Origin of the sequence: Vibrio hepatarius, assembly GCF_043642085.1 — a bacterium.
Taxonomy (GTDB): domain Bacteria; phylum Pseudomonadota; class Gammaproteobacteria; order Enterobacterales; family Vibrionaceae; genus Vibrio; species Vibrio hepatarius_C.
Map to the genome: position 1 here is coordinate 41,573 of NZ_JBHZSA010000010.1, position 19,995 is coordinate 61,567.

Here is a 19,995-nt window from a genome sequence, read left to right on the forward strand (position 1 = left end):
CTAACTAAATAATTAAATTTAAGCTTTTAATGATTTCTCTAACAGCGATACCAATTGTTCGGCTTCTTTAGCCGATAGTTTGGCATTCATCGCTTGGGCAATTTCCTTATAAACAACTTGCTCTAGTGATAAATCCTGAATCACTTTTTCCGTCAAAGTTACTCGCTTAGAACGTGCGTCTTCATTACAGGCGACTCTACGTACTAAGCCTTTCTTTTCTAGGCGCGCCACCATATTTGATGTCGATGGTTTGGTCACCTTCATCTCTTCCGCTAAGTCAGTAATCCTCATCCCTTCAGATGAAGTTTGGATCACTCTAAGGTAATCAAACTCATTAAAACTCAGCAGTGATAACGGATCTTCTTTGGCATAGACTCGCCAAGCTTTAGAACAGAATCGTTCTAACTCAATCAAGTTCTTTTCTAAAGTCATGGATGTTACTTTTAGTTAGCAAGGCTAACTATTTTAGCCATAATCAAATTTTAGGCAATAAAAAAAACCGCTGAGAGCAGCGGTTTTCTTTTCGTTCGTTTTAGTTACTGAGTGTTGTTAGCTTGCGCTTGTTTTGCTTTAGCTAAGTGCTCCGCTTTAACTTGATTGTAGATACGGCTCAATTCAAGGAAGGAATAACGGTGCTCAACATATTCGAATACGTTAAATGAGATCGCCAATTTATACAAAGAGATCGCGCTAGCGAAGTCTCCTTCAGCTTGGTAACGCTTACCTAAGTAGAAATACGCTTCTGTTAGGCGTTGAGCTAAAACCGTGTTGTCTCTTGTACCAGCAAGAATCGCTTTGAAGGCTTGCTCTTCAGTCACGTCACCTAAAGTAATCGCCACTAATACCCACCCCCATTGCTCATCGCGGTTCTGGTAGCTTTGCTCCAACTCTTGGCGTGCCAACTCAGGGGATTTTTCATGCTTAACGATATACAGCCACAGTGCTCTAAATGGATCGCTTGGATCTTGATCGTAATGTTTTTGGATATCTTCTAACGCAAGATCGATGCGATCGCCGTAATACAAAGCAATGGCTCGATTACGAGCAGCATAAGTATTACCTGGGGCTAATTCGAGAGTTGAATCAAATGCGTCATACGCAGCATCAAACTCACCCACTTGGGTAAAGTAGACACCAAGTAAATTGAACAGATCCGGCTGTGCAGGATTCAATGCCAGTGACTGGTTGTAGTCCAATCGAGCCAAATCACGCAAACCAACGCTGTCATAATAGTTACCGCGCTCATAAAGCATTTTTGCTCTAACATCATTCGATAAATCAGGGCGCGTTAGCAGCTGAGATAAACGAGCAATCTGAACTTCTTGCTGCACACTAGCCTGCAAAGGAACAGCCATTGGTGGGTATAGCCATTGAGCATTGTCATTGGAGGTTGAAGCACAACCGGCGGTGACTAATAGTGCAAGACTAATCGATGCTGTTCGAAACCATTTCACGTATAGGTACTCCTGTCACTGAGCAAAGTCTCAGTCTATCCACATTAAAAAAGGGAGCGTAATGCTCCCTTTATAACATGCTTTTAGCAAAATAGGCTAATTCACTCATTAGCCTAAAATGGCTAAATTATGCGTCAGTTGCTGGCTTTTCTTCAGCAGCTGCTTCTTCTGTCTTTTCTACCGCTTCTTTCATGCTTAGACGAACGCGGCCCTGACGGTCGATTTCAAGTACTTTAACTTGAACTTCTTGACCTTCAGCAAGGTAGTCAGACACTTTCTCAACGCGCTTGTCAGCGATTTGAGAGATGTGTACTAGACCATCTTTACCAGGAAGAATAGTAACGAACGCACCGAAGTCAGCTAGACGAGCAACTTTACCTGTGTAGATACGGCCCACTTCAACTTCTGCAGTGATCTCTTCGATACGACGGATTGCTTCTTTCGCAGCTGTACCTTCAGTTGCAGCAATCTTGATTGTACCGTCGTCTTCGATTTCGATAGTTGTACCTGTCTCTTCAGTTAGAGCACGGATAACTGCACCACCTTTACCGATTACGTCTTTGATCTTCTCAGCGCTGATCTTCATTGTGTGAATACGCGGGGCGAACTCAGAGATATCGTCACGAGCACCAGAAATCGCTTCATCCATTACAGATAGGATGTGCTTACGTGCACCTTGCGCTTGGTTAAGAGCAATTTGCATGATCTCTTTAGTGATACCTTCGATCTTGATATCCATCTGAAGTGCAGTGATACCGTCGTTAGTACCTGCTACTTTAAAGTCCATGTCACCTAGGTGGTCTTCATCACCAAGGATGTCAGAAAGAACAACGAAGTCGTCGCCTTCTTTAACTAGACCCATTGCGATACCCGCAACAGAAGCTTTGATTGGAACACCAGCATCCATAAGCGCTAGAGAAGTACCACATACAGAAGCCATTGAAGAAGAACCGTTAGATTCAGTGATTTCTGATACTACACGTACTGTGTATGGGAACTCATCTACAGATGGCATTACCGCAGCAATACCACGCTTAGCCAGTTTACCGTGGCCGATTTCACGACGCTTAGGAGAACCTACAAAACCAGTTTCGCCTACACAGTATGGAGGGAAGTTGTAGTGTAGTAGGAAGTGATCTTTACGCTCACCTGTTAGCTCGTCGATGATCTGAGCGTCGCGCTGCGTACCTAGAGTCGCAGTTACGATTGCCTGAGTTTCACCACGAGTGAATAGTGAAGAACCGTGAGTACGTGGAAGAACGCCAGTACGTACGTCAAGCGCACGAACCATGTCTTTTTCACGGCCATCGATACGTGGGTTACCCGCGATGATGCTACGACGAACAACTGTCTTCTCTAGATCGTGGAAGATAGTGTGGATTTCTTTCGTGTTTGCTTCTGGATCTTCAGCAAGTAGCACTTCGTTTACTTCTGCAGCAATCGTGTGAATACGGTCGTAACGAGCCATCTTCTCAGTGATTTGGTAAGCTTCTACAAGCTTAGCTTCTGCTAGTTCAGCAATCTTAGTTACAAGTGGAGTGTTCTCTTCAGGAGCAACCCAATTCCAAGCTGGAGTTGCTACTTCAGCTGCAAATTCGTTGATTGCAGAGATAACCGCTTGCTGTTGATCGTGACCGAATACAACTGCAGAAAGCATTTCTTCTTCTGTTAGGTTGTCTGCTTCAGACTCAACCATAAGAACAGCGCCTTCAGTACCAGCAACAACTAGGTCAAGCTTAGACGTTGCTAGCTCAGTGTTGCTTGGGTTCAGTACTAGTTGACCATCAACGTGACCAACACGTGCTGCACCGATAGGACCGTTGAACGGGATACCAGAGATAGCAAGAGCAGCAGAAGTACCGATCATTGTTACGATGTCTGGTTGAACGTCAGGGTTTACAGACATTACTGTCGCGATAACCTGAACTTCGTTTTTAAATGCATCCGGGAATAGTGGGCGAATTGGACGGTCGATTAGACGAGCAGTCAGTGTTTCACCTTCAGAAGGACGACCTTCACGCTTGAAGAAGCCACCAGGGATTTTACCTGCAGCGTAAGTACGCTCTTGGTAGTTAACTGTTAGAGGGAAGAAGTCTTGACCTTCTACCGCTTCTTTCTTACCAACTACAGATACGAATACTGATGTATCGTCCATAGTAACCATAACTGCTGCAGTAGCTTGACGTGCAATAACGCCAGTTTCTAGAGTAACTGTGTGGTTACCGTACTGGAACGTTTTAACAACTGGTTTTTCGAACATGGAAATTCCTTGTTTCTCAGCCATCTATCATTCGATAGTGCTCAGATGATATTGATTGAAGCTCAAGGCATTACAAATCGCGACTAGTGAAAATGAACTGTTACTTGAGGAGTTCACTTTGAATAGTCGCGACCTTTTGGTCGACGTGGTTGACTGTAATGCTATGAGTAATTACGTAGAAAATCCCAATTAGGGATTTTTACCGTGCGTAGTATAACGGTATAAAAGTGATTTGGCTAAGCTATAGCAATGAAAATAAGTAACGGGCAACAAAAAAGGGGCTTAAAGCCCCTTTCTAACAAACTGCTATGCAGTCGCTAATTAGCGACGTAGACCTAGACGTTTGATTAGCTCTTGGTAACGACCAAGATCTTTACCTTTAAGGTAGTCTAGAAGCTTACGACGGCTAGAAACCATACGTAGAAGACCACGACGGCTGTGGTGATCGCCTTTGTGTGCTTTGAAGTGACCTTGTAGGTGGTTGATAGAAGCTGTAAGTAGAGCTACTTGAACTTCTGGTGAACCAGTATCGCCTTCAGCACGTGCGTATTCTGCAACGATTGCTGCTTTAGTTTCTGCGTTCAGAGACATAATTCTCTCCTAAATAAGAGTAAGTTAAACATTGTGCCAGCCAATCTCTGATTCAGCCGACACGAGGAGCGCGAATTATATGGGATGTATAAAGGTTAAGCAATAGCTATTTTCACGCTTCGCGCGGGAGGATATGGATGTGGAATGCGAGAACGGACTTCGCCAGTCTAGGGAATGACAAAGGTAGGCTCGAAGGGCGCTGCCCGTTCCTATCTTTGCCTTTTCTGTTACACTTAGGCCAACAAAACCTACCTATTTGAATAAACAGGATTCTCTATGAAAATCGGCATCATTGGTGCAATGGAGCAAGAAGTTTCAATTCTTAAACAAGCAATTGAAAACCGTACAGAAGTTAGCAAAGCAGGTTGTACTTACTTCTCAGGTCAGATCAACGGTGTTGAGGTTGTTTTGCTTCAATCAGGTATTGGTAAAGTCGCAGCAGCTGTTGGTACAACAATCCTACTTGATGAATACCAGCCAGACGTAGTCATCAACACGGGTTCAGCAGGCGGCTTTGATTCAAGTCTAAACGTTGGTGATGTGGTTATCTCAACCGAAGTTCGTCACCACGATGCTGACGTAACCGCTTTTGGTTATGAGATTGGTCAGATGGCACAGCAGCCAGCCGCGTTCATTGCTGACGAGAAACTAATGGATGTCGCTGAAAAAGCCCTAGCGAAAATGGAAGATACTCATGCAGTGCGTGGCCTAATTTGTACAGGCGATGCCTTCATTGCAAGCGCAGAACGCCAAGCATTCATTCGCCAGAACTTCCCTTCTGTCGTTGCTGTCGAGATGGAAGCCTCAGCCATTGCTCAAACATGTCATCAATTCAAAGTCCCATTTGTCGTTGTACGCGCTATCTCAGACGTTGCTGACAAAGAAGCAAGCATGACCTTCGATGAATTCCTACCGCTAGCGGCTAAGAGCTCATCAGAAATGGTGATTAAAATGGTTGAGCTGCTGAAATAAGCCTTTGTAAGGAAAACAAGCGATATCATGGAAGATATATTCAATCACTTTTACGCAAATGGAGCGCTCCTAGTATTATGGGGCGCCCTGTTGTTTCATCTCATTCTTCCTTTCCCACGCGAAGCTCACCCCGCGATTCTTTGGCATAAATTTGCCGAGCAGTTGGCAGATAAAGTTAATAACAATAGCAATTACTCGCAAAGCATCATTTCAGGCACTTTAGCTTGGCTATTGATGCTACTGCCGATGCTAATAGTGTTGATCGCACTCAAGCCACTGGTGTGGCAACCTCAACTGTTCGAGCTGGCTTTTTTATTACTCGCAATTGACTGGCGTAATACCGATAAATTCACTGCACAATTTGTCTCGGCATTGGCTCGTGAAGATAAAGAGCACGCCAAAATGTTGATCAAGCCCATCGTCAATCGCTCAACCTGCTCTCTTTCATTATTAGGACTGGGTAAAGCGGGCTCAGAAACGCTGATCATGTCTTACGGTCGTAATGTGGTTGGAGTGCTGTTTTGGTACGCCATTGGTGGCGGCATCGGCGCTTTCCTATATCGAATGAGTGTTGAACTGGCACGAGCTTGGTCCCCATCAAGACAACAGTTTTCCCCATTTGGTATTCCTGCCGTTCGCGCAGTAGCTGTATTAGATTTTATCCCGATGCGTCTGTTTGCCATCATGATTACCTTTGGCCACCGAGCGAAACAAACCGCGCAGCTTATCTCACAACAAGCGAAATCTTGGCCATTACCAGGTCCAGCATGGCTACTGGTTTCCGTTGGCGCGAAGTTGGAACTCTCTTTAGGTGGCCCTGCTATCTATAACAAGCACAAAGCGGTCAGAGCAAAACTGGGCGGACGCATTGCGCCATCTGCCATTCATGTTGCCCAAGTGCAGAAATTGCTCGCCTGGCGTATGTTCGCTTGGATTGTAATTCAAAGCCTTATTATGGGCCTCATCTACCAAGGATTTTAAATGCGACGCTACCTTTTCGCCCTAACGACCATCGCTATTTCAACCGCCCATGCAACCACGGTTGAAAAGGTAGTGAGTCTTGCGCCACACGCAACAGAAATCGCCTTTGCCGCAGGGCTAGGCGATAAGCTGGTCGCGGTCAGCGAGCGTAGTGATTATCCTGAACAAGCCAAAAGCATTGAGAAGGTATCTAACTATCAAGGTATCAAGATTGAGCGCATCATTGCTCTGCAACCTGACTTAATCATTGCTTGGCCAGCGGGTAATCCAATCGGCGAACTCAAGAAACTCGAGCAGTTCAGCATTGAGATCTATTACTCGCAGACCAACTCACTTGCAGATATCGCGAATAATATTGAACAGCTCAGCCAATACTCTGACGACCCTAATGTTGGTAAACAAGCTGCAAACGACTTCAGACAGAGCTTAAAAGAGTTAAAAGCTAAGTATCAAACTGATATCCCGGTACGCTACTTCTATCAACTTAGCGAGCAGCCGATTATCACCCTAGCCAAAGGAAAGTGGCCAAGCGAAGTGTTTAGCTTCTGTGGCGGCGAAAACATTTTTGAGCATAGTGCAGCGCCTTACCCGCAAGTCGGCATGGAGCAAGTAATCATCCAAAACCCTGATGTTATCTTCACCTCTGAGCATGCCATCGAAAATGGCAATATGTGGCAAAAATGGCATGAACAGCTATCAGCAGTGCAGAATAACCATATCTGGTCACTCAATTCAGACTGGATTAACCGCCCTACTCCGCGAACACTTAACGCGATTGAGCAAGTTTGTGAGCATTTCGAGACCACAAGGGAAAAACGCTAACGTTTAACTACAAGATCTCGTACAATTCCTCCTCACTTCTTGTTCCCATATTTAGTAAGAGATTTTAGTAACATGGATTCCATGCTGCTTTACGTTATCGACTTGTTCGGTACAGCAATTTTTGCCATTTCAGGTGTCCTGCTTGCAGGCCGATTAAAAATGGACCCGTTTGGAGTTGCCGTACTGGGCAGTGTGACTGCCATTGGTGGCGGCACCATTCGCGATATGGCGTTAGGGGCCACCCCCGTCTTTTGGATCACCGACACCAATTACCTGTGGACGATTCTCATCACTTGCCTGCTGACAATGATTATTGTTAGACGACCAAAGCGTCTCGCTTGGTGGATCCTGCCTGTCTGCGATGCGATTGGCTTAGCGGTATTTGTTGGTATCGGTGTAGAGAAAACCATGGCTTACCAAGACTCTGCTTTAGTCGCAATCATTATGGGTGTGATTACTGGCTGTGGTGGCGGCATTATTCGTGATGTTCTCGCTCGAGAAGTGCCGATGGTGCTGAGAAGTGAAGTCTACGCGACCGCCTGTATCATTGGTGGTGTCTTTCATACCACAGCCCTGGCGATGGGCTGCAACAGTGATACCGCCTTCTTAGCTGGCGTATTTTCGACTCTGTTGATTCGCTTGGGTGCGATACGTTGGCACTTATCACTGCCTACTTTTGCACTCAATCGTTAAACAAAAATTGTTGGAGGGTTGGCACAATGCCAACCCTTTATTTTTAGCGTCATCCTCAAGAGTGAGGTACGAACGAATTGGGGATCTCTTAAAGCAAGTCGAATGCATTTGGAGATTCCCTACTCGCTCCTTCGTCACTCTATGGAATGACAATTAGGTAACTAGCCGCAGAAACAAAAAAGGTCACCGAAGTGACCTTTTTAATATTCAGTCTACACAGATTATTTCTGCACTCGACGTAAAACTTCTTTTAGTAAGTCAAAGTCATTAGCTAGCTCTTCAGAAAGAAGCTCCATCGCGGCATGCTTAGCAAGCGGTGCTGGTAAATCGATATCTGAGCCTAGAATCTCATCAACCACTTCTTTGAACTTCGCTGGGTGCGCGGTACATAAGAACAGACCTGTTTCACCTTCTTGAAGCTGCTCATCAAGCAAGCGGTATGCAATCGCACCATGCGGCTCACATAGGTAACCTTGCGCTTTTAGGTCACGTACCGACTCAGCACTTTGCTCGTCAGACACTTTACCTTTACCTAGCGTATCTAAGCCCCAACCTTTCAACTGGCATAGTTCTTCAATACGCGGCCAGTTATTTGGCTGACTGACATCCATCGCATTCGATGTTGTTGCAACCGTTGGTTTTGGATCCCACTTACCTGTTTCTAGGTAGCGAGGTACCGTGTCATTTTCATTAGTCGCGGCAATAAAGCGTTTAATTGGTAAACCTAGTGCTTTTGCTAGCAAGCCTGCTGTTAGGTTACCGAAGTTACCACTTGGTACTGATACAACTAGGTTTTCACGCTCTTCTTTGCTTAGCTGAGACGCAGCCTCAAAGTAGTAACAGATCTGCGCCATGAGACGTGAAATATTGATTGAGTTTGCTGAGTTCAGACCGATTTCTTCACGTAGCGCGGCATCATCAAATGCTTGCTTCACTAGCGCCTGACACGCGTCAAAGTCGCCATCAATCGCAACCGTGTGGATGTTATTGCCTAGGGTACAGAATAGCTTTTCTTGCAACGGGCTGATTTTGCCTTTCGGGTAGAGGATAACAACATTGATATCTTCCATACCGTAGAAAGCATGCGCAACTGCTGCACCCGTATCACCTGAGGTTGCCGTCAGAATAGTGATTTTTCCGCCATTAGAAACCGCCGCTAAAGACTGAGCCATAAAACGGCCACCAAAGTCTTTAAACGCCAACGTAGGACCATGGAATAGCTCTAACGCGTAAACGCCATCTTTAACCTTGTTAATTGGTGCAGGGAATTGGAACGCTGCATCAACCATTGAATTTACTTTCTCTTCCGCCAACTCATCGCCGATCAGTGCTGATAAGATTTTGGTACTACGTGAAACAAAATCTTCTGCAAGTAGTGTATCAATATCATCAAACTTAGGCAGTTCTTGCGGGAAAAATAGACCTTGATTGCGGCCTAGACCTTGGCGCACGGCTTGGCCAAAGGAAACTTGTTCGTCATTTTCTTTTATGTTGTACAGCTTCATAGCTCACTTCCTGTTACGTTCGAACCTTGTTTGTTCAGGCGACAAACATGGACGAATCCTTCTTCATTTTGTACGTAGTTTTGTTCGAGCCAACGAGCGACACGCTCAGCGACATCTTTATCTTTACAAATACTAAATAGTGTTGGGCCACTACCAGAAATGCCGGTAGCTAAAGCGCCTGCGGTCGCCGCATACTGACGAGCACCGGCGAACCCAGGTAGCAGTTTCGCACGATATGGTTCAGCGATCACGTCTTTGATCATTTTTGCTGCTAGCTCTGGCTGATTCGAATGACACGCATGAATAAAGCCCGCTAAATGACGACCATGAGCAATAATATCCTGACGGCGGTACTGAGATGGTAAGATCTCTCTTGCTTCAGCCGTCGAGACTTTGATGCCTGGATAAGCCATTACCCAATACCAATCATCAAAGCACGGCACTTCTTGGCTAATGATGCCTAGCTCTTCCAACATCAATTGCACGCCACCTAAGTAACACGGTGCAACGTTGTCGTAATGCACACCACCTGATATCTGCCCTTCCATTTCACCCATAAGGGCCAAAAGCTCAGTCTCATCCAGTGGTTCACCGTGGAAGCGGTTTAACGCATCTAATGCTGCCACTATCGAGCAAGCACTTGAACCTAGACCAGAGCCGATAGGCATGTTTTTCTCAAGCGTCATTTCCAGAGGAAGCAGTGCTTCCCCTTTCTTTTCTAATTCACGAGCAAAAACACGCCAACAGTCATAAACAATGTTCTCTTTTGGGTTTTCTGGCAGCTTTGTAACAAAACTACCAGCAGTCTTTAGCGAAAAAGGCTCATTGCCTGCTTTCACTTGAACTCGGTCACCGAGTAAGGTGCCATCAACTGGAGACACTGCCGCCCCCAGCACATCAAAACCCACACTGACATTTCCGATTGATGCTGGAGCGTAAACCACTACATCCATACCACGACTCATATGTTTATACTCCTAGCTTCCAACCTAATGTACGCATCACGTCTGAGAAGACACCTGCTGCTGTTACCTCCGTACCCGCGCCGTAACCACGCAGAACGAGCGGGATTGGCTGGTAGTAACGACTAAAGAATGCCAGCGCGTTCTCGCCGTCTTTAATCTTGAACATAGGGTCATTTTCATCGACTGCAGCAACGCTTACGCGACATTGACCGTCAGCGATTTCACCAACATAACGCAGCACTTTGCCTTCTTCTGCCGCTTTTGCAGACTGCTCTTTAAAGTAAGCATCGGCTTCAGGTAGGCGAGCCATAAACTCTTCGATAGAGCCTGAATCATCAAAACCTGGTGGTAGCGCTTGGTCAACGATCACATCTTCAAGCTCTAAGTTCATGCCTGCTTCACGCGCAAGGATCAGCAGCTTACGCGCCACGTCCATACCCGATAGATCATCACGCGGATCTGGCTCAGTAAAGCCGTTATCTTTAGCGATGTTTGTCGCTTGGCTAAGCGTCATACCTTCATCAAGCTTACCGAAGATGTAAGATAGCGAGCCCGATAAGATACCGGTAAAGCGCTCTAATTCATCACCAGCAGCAATAAGGTTCTGTAGGTTTTCAATAACAGGAAGACCTGCACCTACCGTCGTTTCATACATAAGTTTACGGCGAGAGCTACGCGCAACATCACGCAGTTGGTGGTAGTAGGCCATGCTAGCAGTATTGGCTTTCTTGTTTGGTGTAACAACGTGGAAGCCTGCCGCTAAGAAGTCCGCGTATTGGTTAGCGATCACTTCGCTTGATGTACAGTCAACCAATACAGGGTTAATGATATGGTTACGTTGAACCAGCGAGATAAGACGCGCTAGGCTGAACTCTTCCGATGCATCGTTCATGCGGTCACGCCAATGGTCTAATGGAAGACCTTCGCTATCAAGCAACAGACCTTTGCTGTTCGCTAGACCACAAACACGCAGCACAATGCCTTTCTCTGCCAGTTTCGCTTGCTGACGCTGGATCTGATCGACCAACTCACCACCAACACCGCCAACACCAACAACGAACACATCTAGGAAGTGTTTAGAGTTAAATAGGTTCTCGTGACACGCTTTGATCGCTTCAGAAATCTTATCTTCTGGGATAACCGCTGAAATAGCACGCTCTGATGAGCCCTGTGCAATCGCAACAATGTTCACGTTCACTTCAGCAAGAGATGAGAAAAACTGCGAAGCCACACCGCGAGACGTACGCATGCCGTCACCAACAAGAGTGACAATAGCCACATCGCTAATAAACTCTACAGGTTCAAGTAGCCCATCTTTCAATTCCAGTTCGAATGTATCTGTTAGCGCTTGCTCTGCTAGAGCCTTATCTTGCGCTTCAATACAGAAGCTGATGCTGTATTCAGATGATGATTGAGTGATCAGTACAATGGATACACCCGCTGATGACATCGCGCCGAATACGCGGCTCGCCATACCCACCATGCCTTTCATACCTGGACCAGAGACATTGACCATAGTCAGGTCACTTAGGGTAGTAATACCTTTGATAGCCAGCTTATCTTCACCTGTATCTTGGCCAATCAGCGTACCTGCACCTTGAGGGTTGAAACTGTTCTTGATCAGACAAGGAATGTGGAACTGGGCAATAGGAGCGATGGTTTTAGGGTGAAGAACTGACGCACCAAAGTAAGAGAGCTCCATTGCTTCTTGGTAACTCAGTGATTTTAATAGACGTGCGTCATCGACTAGGCGTGGGTCACAGTTATAGACACCATCAACGTCCGTCCAAATTTCACAGCAATCAGCGCGTAGACAGGCTGCTAGTACTGCTGCAGAGTAATCGGAACCATTACGACCAAGCGTAACTAACTCGCCAGCTTCATTACCCGCGGTAAAGCCCTGCATGATATTAACATGACCTTGAGGAAGAGGATTTTGACGGAAGTTCTGAGTCGACACTTCAACATCGACCATCGCCTCTAAATGCTCTCCACGAGCAAACAGATATTGAACAGGGTCGATTAAGCTTGCCGCTTGACCTTTCGCTTCTAGAACCGCTTTCATTAGCTGGATAGAAACGCGTTCACCTTTACTAATAATACGCGCGTTAACATTGTCTGGGCACATACCAAGTAGGTTGATACCATGAACAAACTGACGCAATTGAGTTAGCGAAGTCTTAACTTGGTTGTCATAACCACTGCCATCTAAGTTAGGCAGCACTTGCTTGATATCTTGGAATAGATCGCGGAAAGAATCTTCTAGCTCAGCTATTTGCAGCTCAGCTTCACCATTTTTCAGCGCACCTTCGATCACTGAAACTAACTTATTTGTGGTTTTCCCCGGTGCTGAAAGCACGACTGCCACTTCTTCTTGCTGTGCATTATTAGCAATGATATCTGCTGCTCGTAAAAAACGGTCAGCATCAGCTAATGATGAACCTCCAAACTTTAAAACTCGCATCCCTTCCTCCAAAATGTTTTAAATCGGCATAAAAAAAGGCCTGTATCTTGTTGGATACAGGCCTTTTTTTGAATTTCTTTCGCTTAGCAGCCTGCCCCAACAATTGCGATGTCGGTAATAATAATGGTTGTGGTCATTACTAGGCTTTGGTGCTGCATACTTTATTTATCTTCACGATGTGTTTGCTTACCCATACGTTTAACCTATTTTTCATCCTTGCGTCAATGAAAAGTTACTATTTTTTGTTCACACTCCGTTCTACTCGCATTCACAAACAAAACTTAAGTAACAAATTTATTTAACCGACCAATGAAACCATAAGCACATATCATAATAACTTTTTGCTATATAAAAGTTACTACTAGTTCATTCGTTTTATGCTTTAATTACAAACGCAGTGGACAAAAAACAAGCAAGGAGCGGCCAATGAAAATAATATTAAGCCTGTCAGCGCTTGCTTTCGCCTGTCCATTACTTGCCACGGAGCTTCCTCCATTACCTTCTCAACAAAATACCTCACCGCATAAGATCTTTATTTCCAGTGAAAGTGATCAACGAGATTTCGATTCTTGGAAGGTGGATGGTGGTTATTCCTACAATGTATTCGATAGCATTGACCTTTATGTTGGTGCGCGTCTAAACAATAGCGATAAGATCAACGAAACGGGCTTCTTGAGTGGCGTGAGCTACCAAGTGACACCAAGAGTATCGGTTCAAAGTATGTTGCACTCTTCGAGCGAAGAAAGTGTTGAGGACGGCAAAGAGAAAAGCCTTTCAGCTGAAGTTTCAAGCCGCTTAAAGCTAACCGAAAACTTAGATATTCATGCCACTCTCGATTATCAAGAGTGGCAAAAAGGGGTTGAGGTAGGTTTAGGCTTTCGCTTTTAGCTCCAGTCCAGTAACTCAGTTGACATTAGTACACCATTCCAATCAGCGTAAATGTAATCCCCAGGTTGAATCATTTGATTATGAATCGTGAGAGTCACATTCACCTCTCCCACTCCACGCTTCTCTGTCTTAAATGGGTTGGTTCCAAGCGCTTTGATGCCGAGTTCCATTTCTGACATGGCTGCCACGTCTCTCACCGCACCATTTACGATGACACCTTCCCAATTATTATCGATCGCTAGAATGGCAAGTTGATCACCCAATAACGCCTTTTGACACGAGCCATGGCCATCTACAACCAACACTTTCCCTTTGCCGTCTTGGCTGAGTATCTCGCGTACTTTGGAATTATCGTGATAGCAACGTACCGTAACAATTTCGCCGTAAAAGGCGAGCTTGCGTCCAAAACTATGCAGAGGCAGCGCTAGCAGCGTCACTTTGTCTTCATGCTTGTCACAAATATCAGGTGTAATATCTTTCATTTTTCCTCCATGAGCTTCTTAAATCCATCATCTACATCGATCTCGCCATCTCCCAAGCAAGACCTTGTTTTGTTCTTCTAAGCAGGAGATCAAATACAACCACTCTCCTTCTACGTAATAAATCGCATTTTGGTGGTACTTTTGGCCTAAAATTAGCGCTTGCTCTAGGCTGATATTGACGGCAAAACTGGCCTCACTCCAAGTAAAGTTCTGGTTGCCAGCTCGCACATTAGTATAACAAGTATGGTCTATTTCTTGTGCTAAGTGTTGATTTTTTAGGTCATTATCATTTTCAGACAAGCAAACACTTCTCGGGTTCCAAGCGGTAATAATGGCAAAATTGGCACTTTTAGGCGGCGCCGAAAAACTGAAGTAAGGGTCGCAATAGGCTTGCCATAGCTCAGCATCGATCATGGTGCCTCCAAATGATTTACATTTAGTAGATACTATTAATATTTGTTACATTCCAACTCTTGATATAAATCAACAAAGTGATTGGAATTAGGACTTCTACGTTGTTAGCATGCTGTTAACATTATAAAATCCGCCTCAAAGACTAATGGGATACTGAGGAATTGGACCTCAAGTGTAGAAAGTAAGCACCATGGATGGCGGGCGATCAAAGAGAGTGTAATTTTACAGGCTTTGGTTTATTATCAACATCACATTACCTGTATGTTATGTTTTTGCCTAGAATTTATTCTATTAGCACAAATTTTTCACAAGTTTAGGTACCGCCAATGCAAACCCCGCACATTCTTATTGTTGAAGATGAGCAAGTAACTCGTAACACTCTAAAGAGTATTTTTGAAGCAGAGGGATACGCTGTTTTCGAAGCCAGTGACGGTGAAGAGATGCACCAGGTGCTGTCTGACAACCAAGTTAACTTGGTTATTATGGACATCAACCTACCGGGCAAGAATGGTCTACTGCTAGCTCGCGAACTGCGTGAGCAAGCGAATGTTGCGCTAATGTTCTTAACAGGCCGTGATAACGAAGTTGATAAGATTCTTGGTCTAGAAATCGGTGCAGATGATTACATCACTAAGCCATTCAACCCACGTGAATTAACTATCCGTGCTCGTAACCTACTTAACCGCTCAATGAATTCAAGCGTAGTAAGTGAAGAGAAACGCAGCGTTGAGAAGTACGTATTTAACGGTTGGGTACTAGATATCAACAGCCGCTCTCTAGTAAGCCCAAGCGGTGATGGTTACAAACTGCCACGTTCTGAGTTCCGTGCCCTACTTCACTTCTGTGAAAACCCAGGCAAGATCCAGACTCGTGCAGATCTACTGAAAAAAATGACTGGTCGTGAGCTTAAGCCACACGATCGTACAGTAGACGTAACAATCCGTCGTATTCGTAAACACTTTGAATCAGTTTCTGGTACACCAGAAATCATTGCAACGATTCACGGTGAAGGTTACCGCTTCTGTGGTGATCTAGAAGAATAAGTGACCTAGAAGTAATCTTCTACTCATAAAAAAATGGAGCCACTTGGCTCCATTTTTTATATCTAGATTATAGATACAAAAATGGCCGCTAATCAGCGACCATTAATATCGATTAACTCGGGTTAGCCTCGGCCACCTTTAATCGCATCGATGATTTCAGTGGTTGAACAACCATCTTCGAAGTTAAGTACTTCAACTTTTCCGCCATTGGCAATCACTTCTTTACCACCAGCAATCTCTTCCGGTTTGTAATCGCCACCTTTAACGAGTAAGTCTGGCAATACTTCAGAAATTAGGCGTTGCGGCGTATCTTCACCAAATGGTACAACCCAATCAACCGCACCTAATCCAGCCAGAACTGCCATGCGGCGATCTGTTGGGTTAACTGGACGCCCCGGTCCTTTAAGACGCTTAACCGACTCATCAGTGTTAACCGCTACAATTAGGCGATCACCAAGCTGAGCAGCATGGTTAAGGTAAGAAACATGACCAGCATGCAGGATATCGAAACAGCCATTAGTCATGACCACTTTCTCACCTTTTGCTTGAGCCTTTTTCACAGCTTCAATCAGAGCGTGCTCACCAATCACGCCAAAATCCGTATCTTGGCTACCATGAACCGCTTCTGCCAGTTCAATAGTAGATAACGTTGAAGTACCAAGCTTACCAACAACAATGCCTGCTGCCGCGTTTGCTAATGCACAAGCTTCATCAAGCGGTTTGCCTGCTGCCACTGACGCTGCAAGCACAGAGATAACCGTATCACCAGCACCTGTTACGTCATAGACTTCTTTCGCTTGAGTCGGTAGATGGAACGGCTCTTGACCACGGCGTAGTAGCGTCATGCCATGCTCACTACGAGTCACTAGCAGCGCTTCAAAGTCGAACTCTTCAATAAGCGCTAGGCCTTTCTCAGCCAATTCTTGATCTGATTTAACTTTACCAACCACTAGCTCAAATTCAGCCATATTTGGCGTCAGCAATGTAGCACCACGGTAGCGCTCGAAGTCGGCACCTTTAGGGTCAATAAATACAGGCACATTGGCTGCACGTGCTTTTTGAATAAACTGTTGTACGTGCTCTAGCGCGCCCTTTGCGTAATCAGATAGCACCACTGATTTCACTTTTGGTAACGCTTGCTCCATACGGTCAAGGATAAGTTCTGCATCCACATTTTCAAACTTATCTTCAAAGTCTAAGCGGATCAGCTGTTGGCCGCGGCTCATTACACGCAATTTAGTAATGGTTGGATAATTTGGTAATCCAACAAAGTCACATTTTACTTTCAGTGCAGAAAGCGTTTCATTGAGTGCTTTGGCCGGTTCATCAATCCCTGTTAAACCAACAATATGAGCGTGACCACCAAGCGAAGCAATATTCATTGCTACGTTAGCAGCACCACCAGGACGCTCTTCATTATTCTCTACTTTGACTACAGGCACAGGCGCTTCAGGTGAAATACGGCCAGTTGGGCCATACCAGTAACGATCAAGCATTACGTCACCGATGATAAGCACACCAGAATCACTGTAGTTAGGTAGGATTGGCTTCATTGTGGATCTCCAAATTCTAATTCGGGCAAGAGTTTAGCATAAAGGTTCAGCGTTATTCTAACCACTCGTGCCATAGTTTCATCACAAGCTCGCGCTCGCTGACAAATTTTTCTTCCGCCACATCTGCATCTAGGTTGAGTAAGTTGCGGTGGTGGATTTGATCGCGCATGCTGGTATAGGCATGAGTCAGTGCCATCGCGGCGCCCTCTTCCATAATCCCTTGCGCCATCATGGATTCAAAAATACGTACATTGTCACTCCAACGCGTCAATTTAGGCTTTTCATGACTATGACGTAGTACTAGGTATTGAGCTAAAAACTCCACATCGGTAATGCCACCTGGGTCTTGCTTAAGCATAAAACGTCCCGCTTTCTTACCACCTAAATGATCACGCATTTTTACGCGCATCTCGGAGACGTCTTTAACCAGTTTTTGCTCATCACGGACCAAGGTGAGTATTTCATGTCGTGTTTTAGCAAAGGCTTGTTGCAGTGGCTCATCACCGTAAATCATTCGCGCACGAACCAAGGCTTGATGTTCCCAAGTCCAAGCATCTTGCCGTTGGTACTCATCAAAGGCATCCGTTGGGCTAACCAATAATCCGGATGCTCCTGAAGGACGTAAGCGAGTATCCACTTCATACAGTGTGCCTGATGCGGTACGAGTAGAGAAAATATGGATAATGCGCTGCGCAAGTCTTAAGTAGAACTGACGCGCGTCGATCTCTTTTTTGCCATCAGTATAAGAGTGAACCGGGCTATCGTGCATAAACACAATGTCGAGATCTGAGTTGTAACCGAGCTCCCAGCCACCGACTTTGCCATAGCCGATAACCGCAAAACCTTTGCCTTCACGGTCTTTCAAATGAGAAGGAACGCCATATTTTTCGGTCATTTGCAGCCAGGCTTGGCCCACCACAGACTCAACAATGGCTTCAGCGAGATAGGTTAAGTGATCACTTACTTTCATCACTGGTAGTACACCAGCGATGTCGGCAGCCGCAATGCGTAAAATACATATCTGTTTAAACTGACGCAGCGCCTCCATTTGCTGCTCCATATCATCTTCTGGGATACGGGCAAGGAAGTCACGCAGTTCGGTACGATAGCTTTCAAGCGGGATCGGGTTATACAACTGTTGTGGGTCGATTAATTCATCCAATAAGATCGGATAACGACCTAACTGCTCAGAAATCATTGGACTCGCGGTACATAGACGAACCAGCTGAATCAATGCCGCTTGATGCTCATCGAGCAACTCTAGATATGTCGTTCGCGTCACTATGCGATGCAATAAATGCAGCACGCGCGGCAAACCAAATTGGGCATCTTTGTGGCTATAGATTGCAGAAAAGACTTTCGGCATTAAGCGATTCAACACTTCTCGGCCACGTGGTCCAAGGGTTTTCTTCGCTAAATCTTTCTTAAACTGAATGATGGTTTCAGCCATTTGCTGGGGTTGTTCAGCTTGAATGTCGCTCTCTAGGATTTGTTCAACGACATCTTGCTTCGCCGCCATATCCCACAATTCAACGAAATGTTTCGCGATATCTTGCTGCTCCTCTTCATCGTCACCAATGAGTTCACCAAACACCACATGCACGTTGGCCATATGAGTGTGAACATCAGCAAGCAATTGCTCCCATTGCTGATACCCCATCGCTACGGCAAGTTGCAGTTGCTCGGTGTCACACTCAGGCAAGGTTTGCGTTTGCTTGTCTGCCATCGCTTGAAGTAAGTTTTCCAATCGACGCAAGAACTTATAGGCCTGACGTAAATGTTGTGTCTCTTGCGCAGTCAGCTGTTCTAACTCTTCAATGGCATCAATGGTTTTAAGTAATCCTCTTTGGCGCAGACTTGGTTCACGACCACCACGAATCAACTGAAACACCTGAGCGATAAATTCAATCTCACGAATACCACCCGCACCGAGTTTGATGTTGTTGCTTAACCCTCGACGACGAACCTCACTACTGATCATCGATTTCATCCGGCGCAGAGATTGAATGGCACTAAAATCGATGTAGCGACGGAAGACAAATGGACGCAGCATTTGACGCAGCTCTTGGTATTCTGGGTACATTTCACTCCCCATTACCCGAGCCTTGATCATTGCGTAGCGCTCCCAATCACGCCCTTGCTCTTGGTAGTAATCTTCCAGAGCGGCGTAACTCATCACCAGTGGTCCGCTGTCACCAAAAGGACGCAGGCGCATGTCGACGCGATAACAGAAGCCATCAAAGGTCTGCTGATCGAGTGCTTTAATAATGCGTTGACCAAGGCGAGTAAAGAACTGAGCATTGGCGATGCTACGACGCGCCCCTTCTGTTTCACCATTTTCTGGGTAAGTAAAAATCAAATCGATATCCGATGAGAAGTTTAGCTCTCCGCCACCGAGTTTACCCATACCAATAATCAACATTGGCTGCGCTTCGCCAGCGGCATTGGTCGGCGTTCCCCACAGCTCACAACAAGCTTTGTATTGCCATTGGTAAGTTTCAAAGATCATCGCTTCAGCGAGCTGAGAAAGATGCGCTAAGCTCTTTTCTAAGGTCCAAGTCGCGGTAAAGTCACGCCACGCAATATAGACCATCTCTCGGTTACGGAACTGACGTAACACTCGATGACCTTGCATTTCGTCACTGCAACCCGCCAACTGCTCTGCCAAACGCTCGCGATAACGTTCGCAACGTGTTTCAGTTGCCAGCATCTCAGGTAGTTGTTGTTGCAGGTGCTCATCATTGGATAATGTATCAGCAACAAACTTGCTTAAACCCGCCACATAGCGAAGCTGTTCCAAGGTCGATTGTGACCAATGAGAAAGTGCATCCGATTCGAAAAGAGATTCTAGTGCGGCATGAGAGATGGGAGCGAGCTGCTGAGGCAATTGCATGATTCTTCCTTGTTT

General features: G+C 45.5%; 17 protein-coding genes and 1 other annotated feature. Of the genes, 6 read left to right on the forward strand and 11 right to left on the reverse strand.

Annotated elements, in window-relative coordinates; genetic code table 11:
* Window positions 1-18: 18 nt before the first annotated feature.
* From ACHUFZ_RS16965 to rpsO, 4 genes are all read right to left on the reverse strand, one after another.
* Window positions 19-432, reverse strand: coding sequence for a MarR family winged helix-turn-helix transcriptional regulator (locus tag ACHUFZ_RS16965; RefSeq protein ID WP_394128063.1), 414 nt, complete (start codon window positions 430-432; stop codon window positions 19-21).
* 104 nt (window positions 433-536) lie between these two features.
* Window positions 537-1,454, reverse strand: coding sequence for a lipoprotein NlpI (nlpI, locus tag ACHUFZ_RS16970; protein WP_134835427.1), 918 nt, complete (start codon window positions 1,452-1,454; stop codon window positions 537-539).
* 127 nt (window positions 1,455-1,581) lie between these two features.
* Window positions 1,582-3,714 (reverse strand): polyribonucleotide nucleotidyltransferase, encoded by a 2,133-nt coding sequence (gene pnp / locus ACHUFZ_RS16975; protein WP_394128064.1) that lies wholly within the window; start codon window positions 3,712-3,714, stop codon window positions 1,582-1,584.
* A gap of 321 nt (window positions 3,715-4,035) precedes the next feature.
* Complete coding sequence (gene rpsO, locus ACHUFZ_RS16980; protein WP_134835425.1) at window positions 4,036-4,305, reverse strand: 30S ribosomal protein S15; 270 nt, start codon at window positions 4,303-4,305, stop codon at window positions 4,036-4,038.
* Window positions 4,306-4,581: 276 nt separating this feature from the next.
* On the opposite strand from rpsO, the gene mtnN reads away from it, so the two are divergent.
* From mtnN to ACHUFZ_RS17000, 4 genes are all read left to right on the forward strand, one after another.
* Complete coding sequence (gene mtnN, locus ACHUFZ_RS16985; RefSeq protein ID WP_394128065.1) at window positions 4,582-5,277, forward strand: 5'-methylthioadenosine/S-adenosylhomocysteine nucleosidase; 696 nt, start codon at window positions 4,582-4,584, stop codon at window positions 5,275-5,277.
* A gap of 27 nt (window positions 5,278-5,304) precedes the next feature.
* The gene (locus ACHUFZ_RS16990) at window positions 5,305-6,258 is read left to right on the forward strand and encodes a cobalamin biosynthesis family protein (protein WP_394128066.1); all 954 of its coding nucleotides are present in this window, start codon (window positions 5,305-5,307) and stop codon (window positions 6,256-6,258) included.
* Window positions 6,259-7,080, forward strand: coding sequence for a vitamin B12 ABC transporter substrate-binding protein BtuF (btuF, locus tag ACHUFZ_RS16995; RefSeq protein WP_394128067.1), 822 nt, complete (start codon window positions 6,259-6,261; stop codon window positions 7,078-7,080). It begins immediately after the preceding gene.
* Between the two features lie 72 nt (window positions 7,081-7,152).
* Window positions 7,153-7,773 (forward strand): TRIC cation channel family protein, encoded by a 621-nt coding sequence (locus tag ACHUFZ_RS17000; RefSeq protein ID WP_394128068.1) that lies wholly within the window; start codon window positions 7,153-7,155, stop codon window positions 7,771-7,773.
* Window positions 7,774-7,994: 221 nt separating this feature from the next.
* On the opposite strand, the gene thrC is transcribed toward ACHUFZ_RS17000, so the two are convergent.
* From thrC to thrA, 3 genes are read right to left on the reverse strand one after another with little or no spacing between them, the layout of a single operon-like run.
* Complete coding sequence (gene thrC / locus ACHUFZ_RS17005) at window positions 7,995-9,278, reverse strand: threonine synthase (protein ID WP_394128069.1); 1,284 nt, start codon at window positions 9,276-9,278, stop codon at window positions 7,995-7,997.
* Window positions 9,275-10,231, reverse strand: a complete 957-nt coding sequence (thrB, locus tag ACHUFZ_RS17010; protein ID WP_394128111.1) for a homoserine kinase — start codon at window positions 10,229-10,231, stop codon at window positions 9,275-9,277. The genes thrC and thrB overlap by 4 nt, the downstream gene beginning before the upstream one ends.
* Window positions 10,232-10,247: 16 nt before the next feature.
* Window positions 10,248-12,707 carry a bifunctional aspartate kinase/homoserine dehydrogenase I gene (gene thrA / locus ACHUFZ_RS17015; RefSeq protein ID WP_394128070.1) on the reverse strand — a complete coding sequence of 820 codons (2,460 nt, stop codon included), beginning with the start codon at window positions 12,705-12,707 and terminating at the stop codon, window positions 10,248-10,250.
* 29 nt (window positions 12,708-12,736) lie between these two features.
* Window positions 12,737-12,855: a sequence feature (Thr leader region), on the reverse strand.
* A 278-nt stretch (window positions 12,856-13,133) separates the two neighbouring features.
* Here thrA and ACHUFZ_RS17020 point away from each other — a divergent pair.
* Window positions 13,134-13,595 carry a hypothetical protein gene (locus ACHUFZ_RS17020; RefSeq protein ID WP_394128071.1) on the forward strand — a complete coding sequence of 154 codons (462 nt, stop codon included), beginning with the start codon at window positions 13,134-13,136 and terminating at the stop codon, window positions 13,593-13,595.
* On the opposite strand, the gene ACHUFZ_RS17025 is transcribed toward ACHUFZ_RS17020, so the two are convergent.
* Both ACHUFZ_RS17025 and ACHUFZ_RS17030 read right to left on the reverse strand, forming a co-directional pair.
* Window positions 13,592-14,077 carry a putative 4-hydroxy-4-methyl-2-oxoglutarate aldolase gene (locus ACHUFZ_RS17025; RefSeq protein WP_394128072.1) on the reverse strand — a complete coding sequence of 162 codons (486 nt, stop codon included), beginning with the start codon at window positions 14,075-14,077 and terminating at the stop codon, window positions 13,592-13,594. The genes ACHUFZ_RS17020 and ACHUFZ_RS17025 overlap by 4 nt on opposite strands.
* A 27-nt stretch (window positions 14,078-14,104) precedes the next feature.
* On the reverse strand, window positions 14,105-14,491 hold the full coding sequence (locus ACHUFZ_RS17030) for a DUF3293 domain-containing protein (RefSeq protein ID WP_394128073.1): 387 nt from the start codon (window positions 14,489-14,491) through the stop codon (window positions 14,105-14,107).
* Window positions 14,492-14,817: 326 nt separating this feature from the next.
* Between ACHUFZ_RS17030 and arcA the strand changes: the two genes are divergently transcribed.
* Window positions 14,818-15,534: a two-component system response regulator ArcA gene (gene arcA, locus ACHUFZ_RS17035; RefSeq protein WP_004415571.1), complete on the forward strand. Its 717-nt coding sequence runs from the start codon at window positions 14,818-14,820 to the stop codon at window positions 15,532-15,534.
* Between the two features lie 122 nt (window positions 15,535-15,656).
* On the opposite strand, the gene hldE is transcribed toward arcA, so the two are convergent.
* Window positions 15,657-17,087: a bifunctional D-glycero-beta-D-manno-heptose-7-phosphate kinase/D-glycero-beta-D-manno-heptose 1-phosphate adenylyltransferase HldE gene (gene hldE / locus ACHUFZ_RS17040; protein WP_394128074.1), complete on the reverse strand. Its 1,431-nt coding sequence runs from the start codon at window positions 17,085-17,087 to the stop codon at window positions 15,657-15,659.
* A gap of 52 nt (window positions 17,088-17,139) precedes the next feature.
* Complete coding sequence (gene glnE / locus ACHUFZ_RS17045) at window positions 17,140-19,980, reverse strand: bifunctional [glutamate--ammonia ligase]-adenylyl-L-tyrosine phosphorylase/[glutamate--ammonia-ligase] adenylyltransferase (protein WP_394128075.1); 2,841 nt, start codon at window positions 19,978-19,980, stop codon at window positions 17,140-17,142.
* Window positions 19,981-19,995 lie beyond the last annotated feature (15 nt).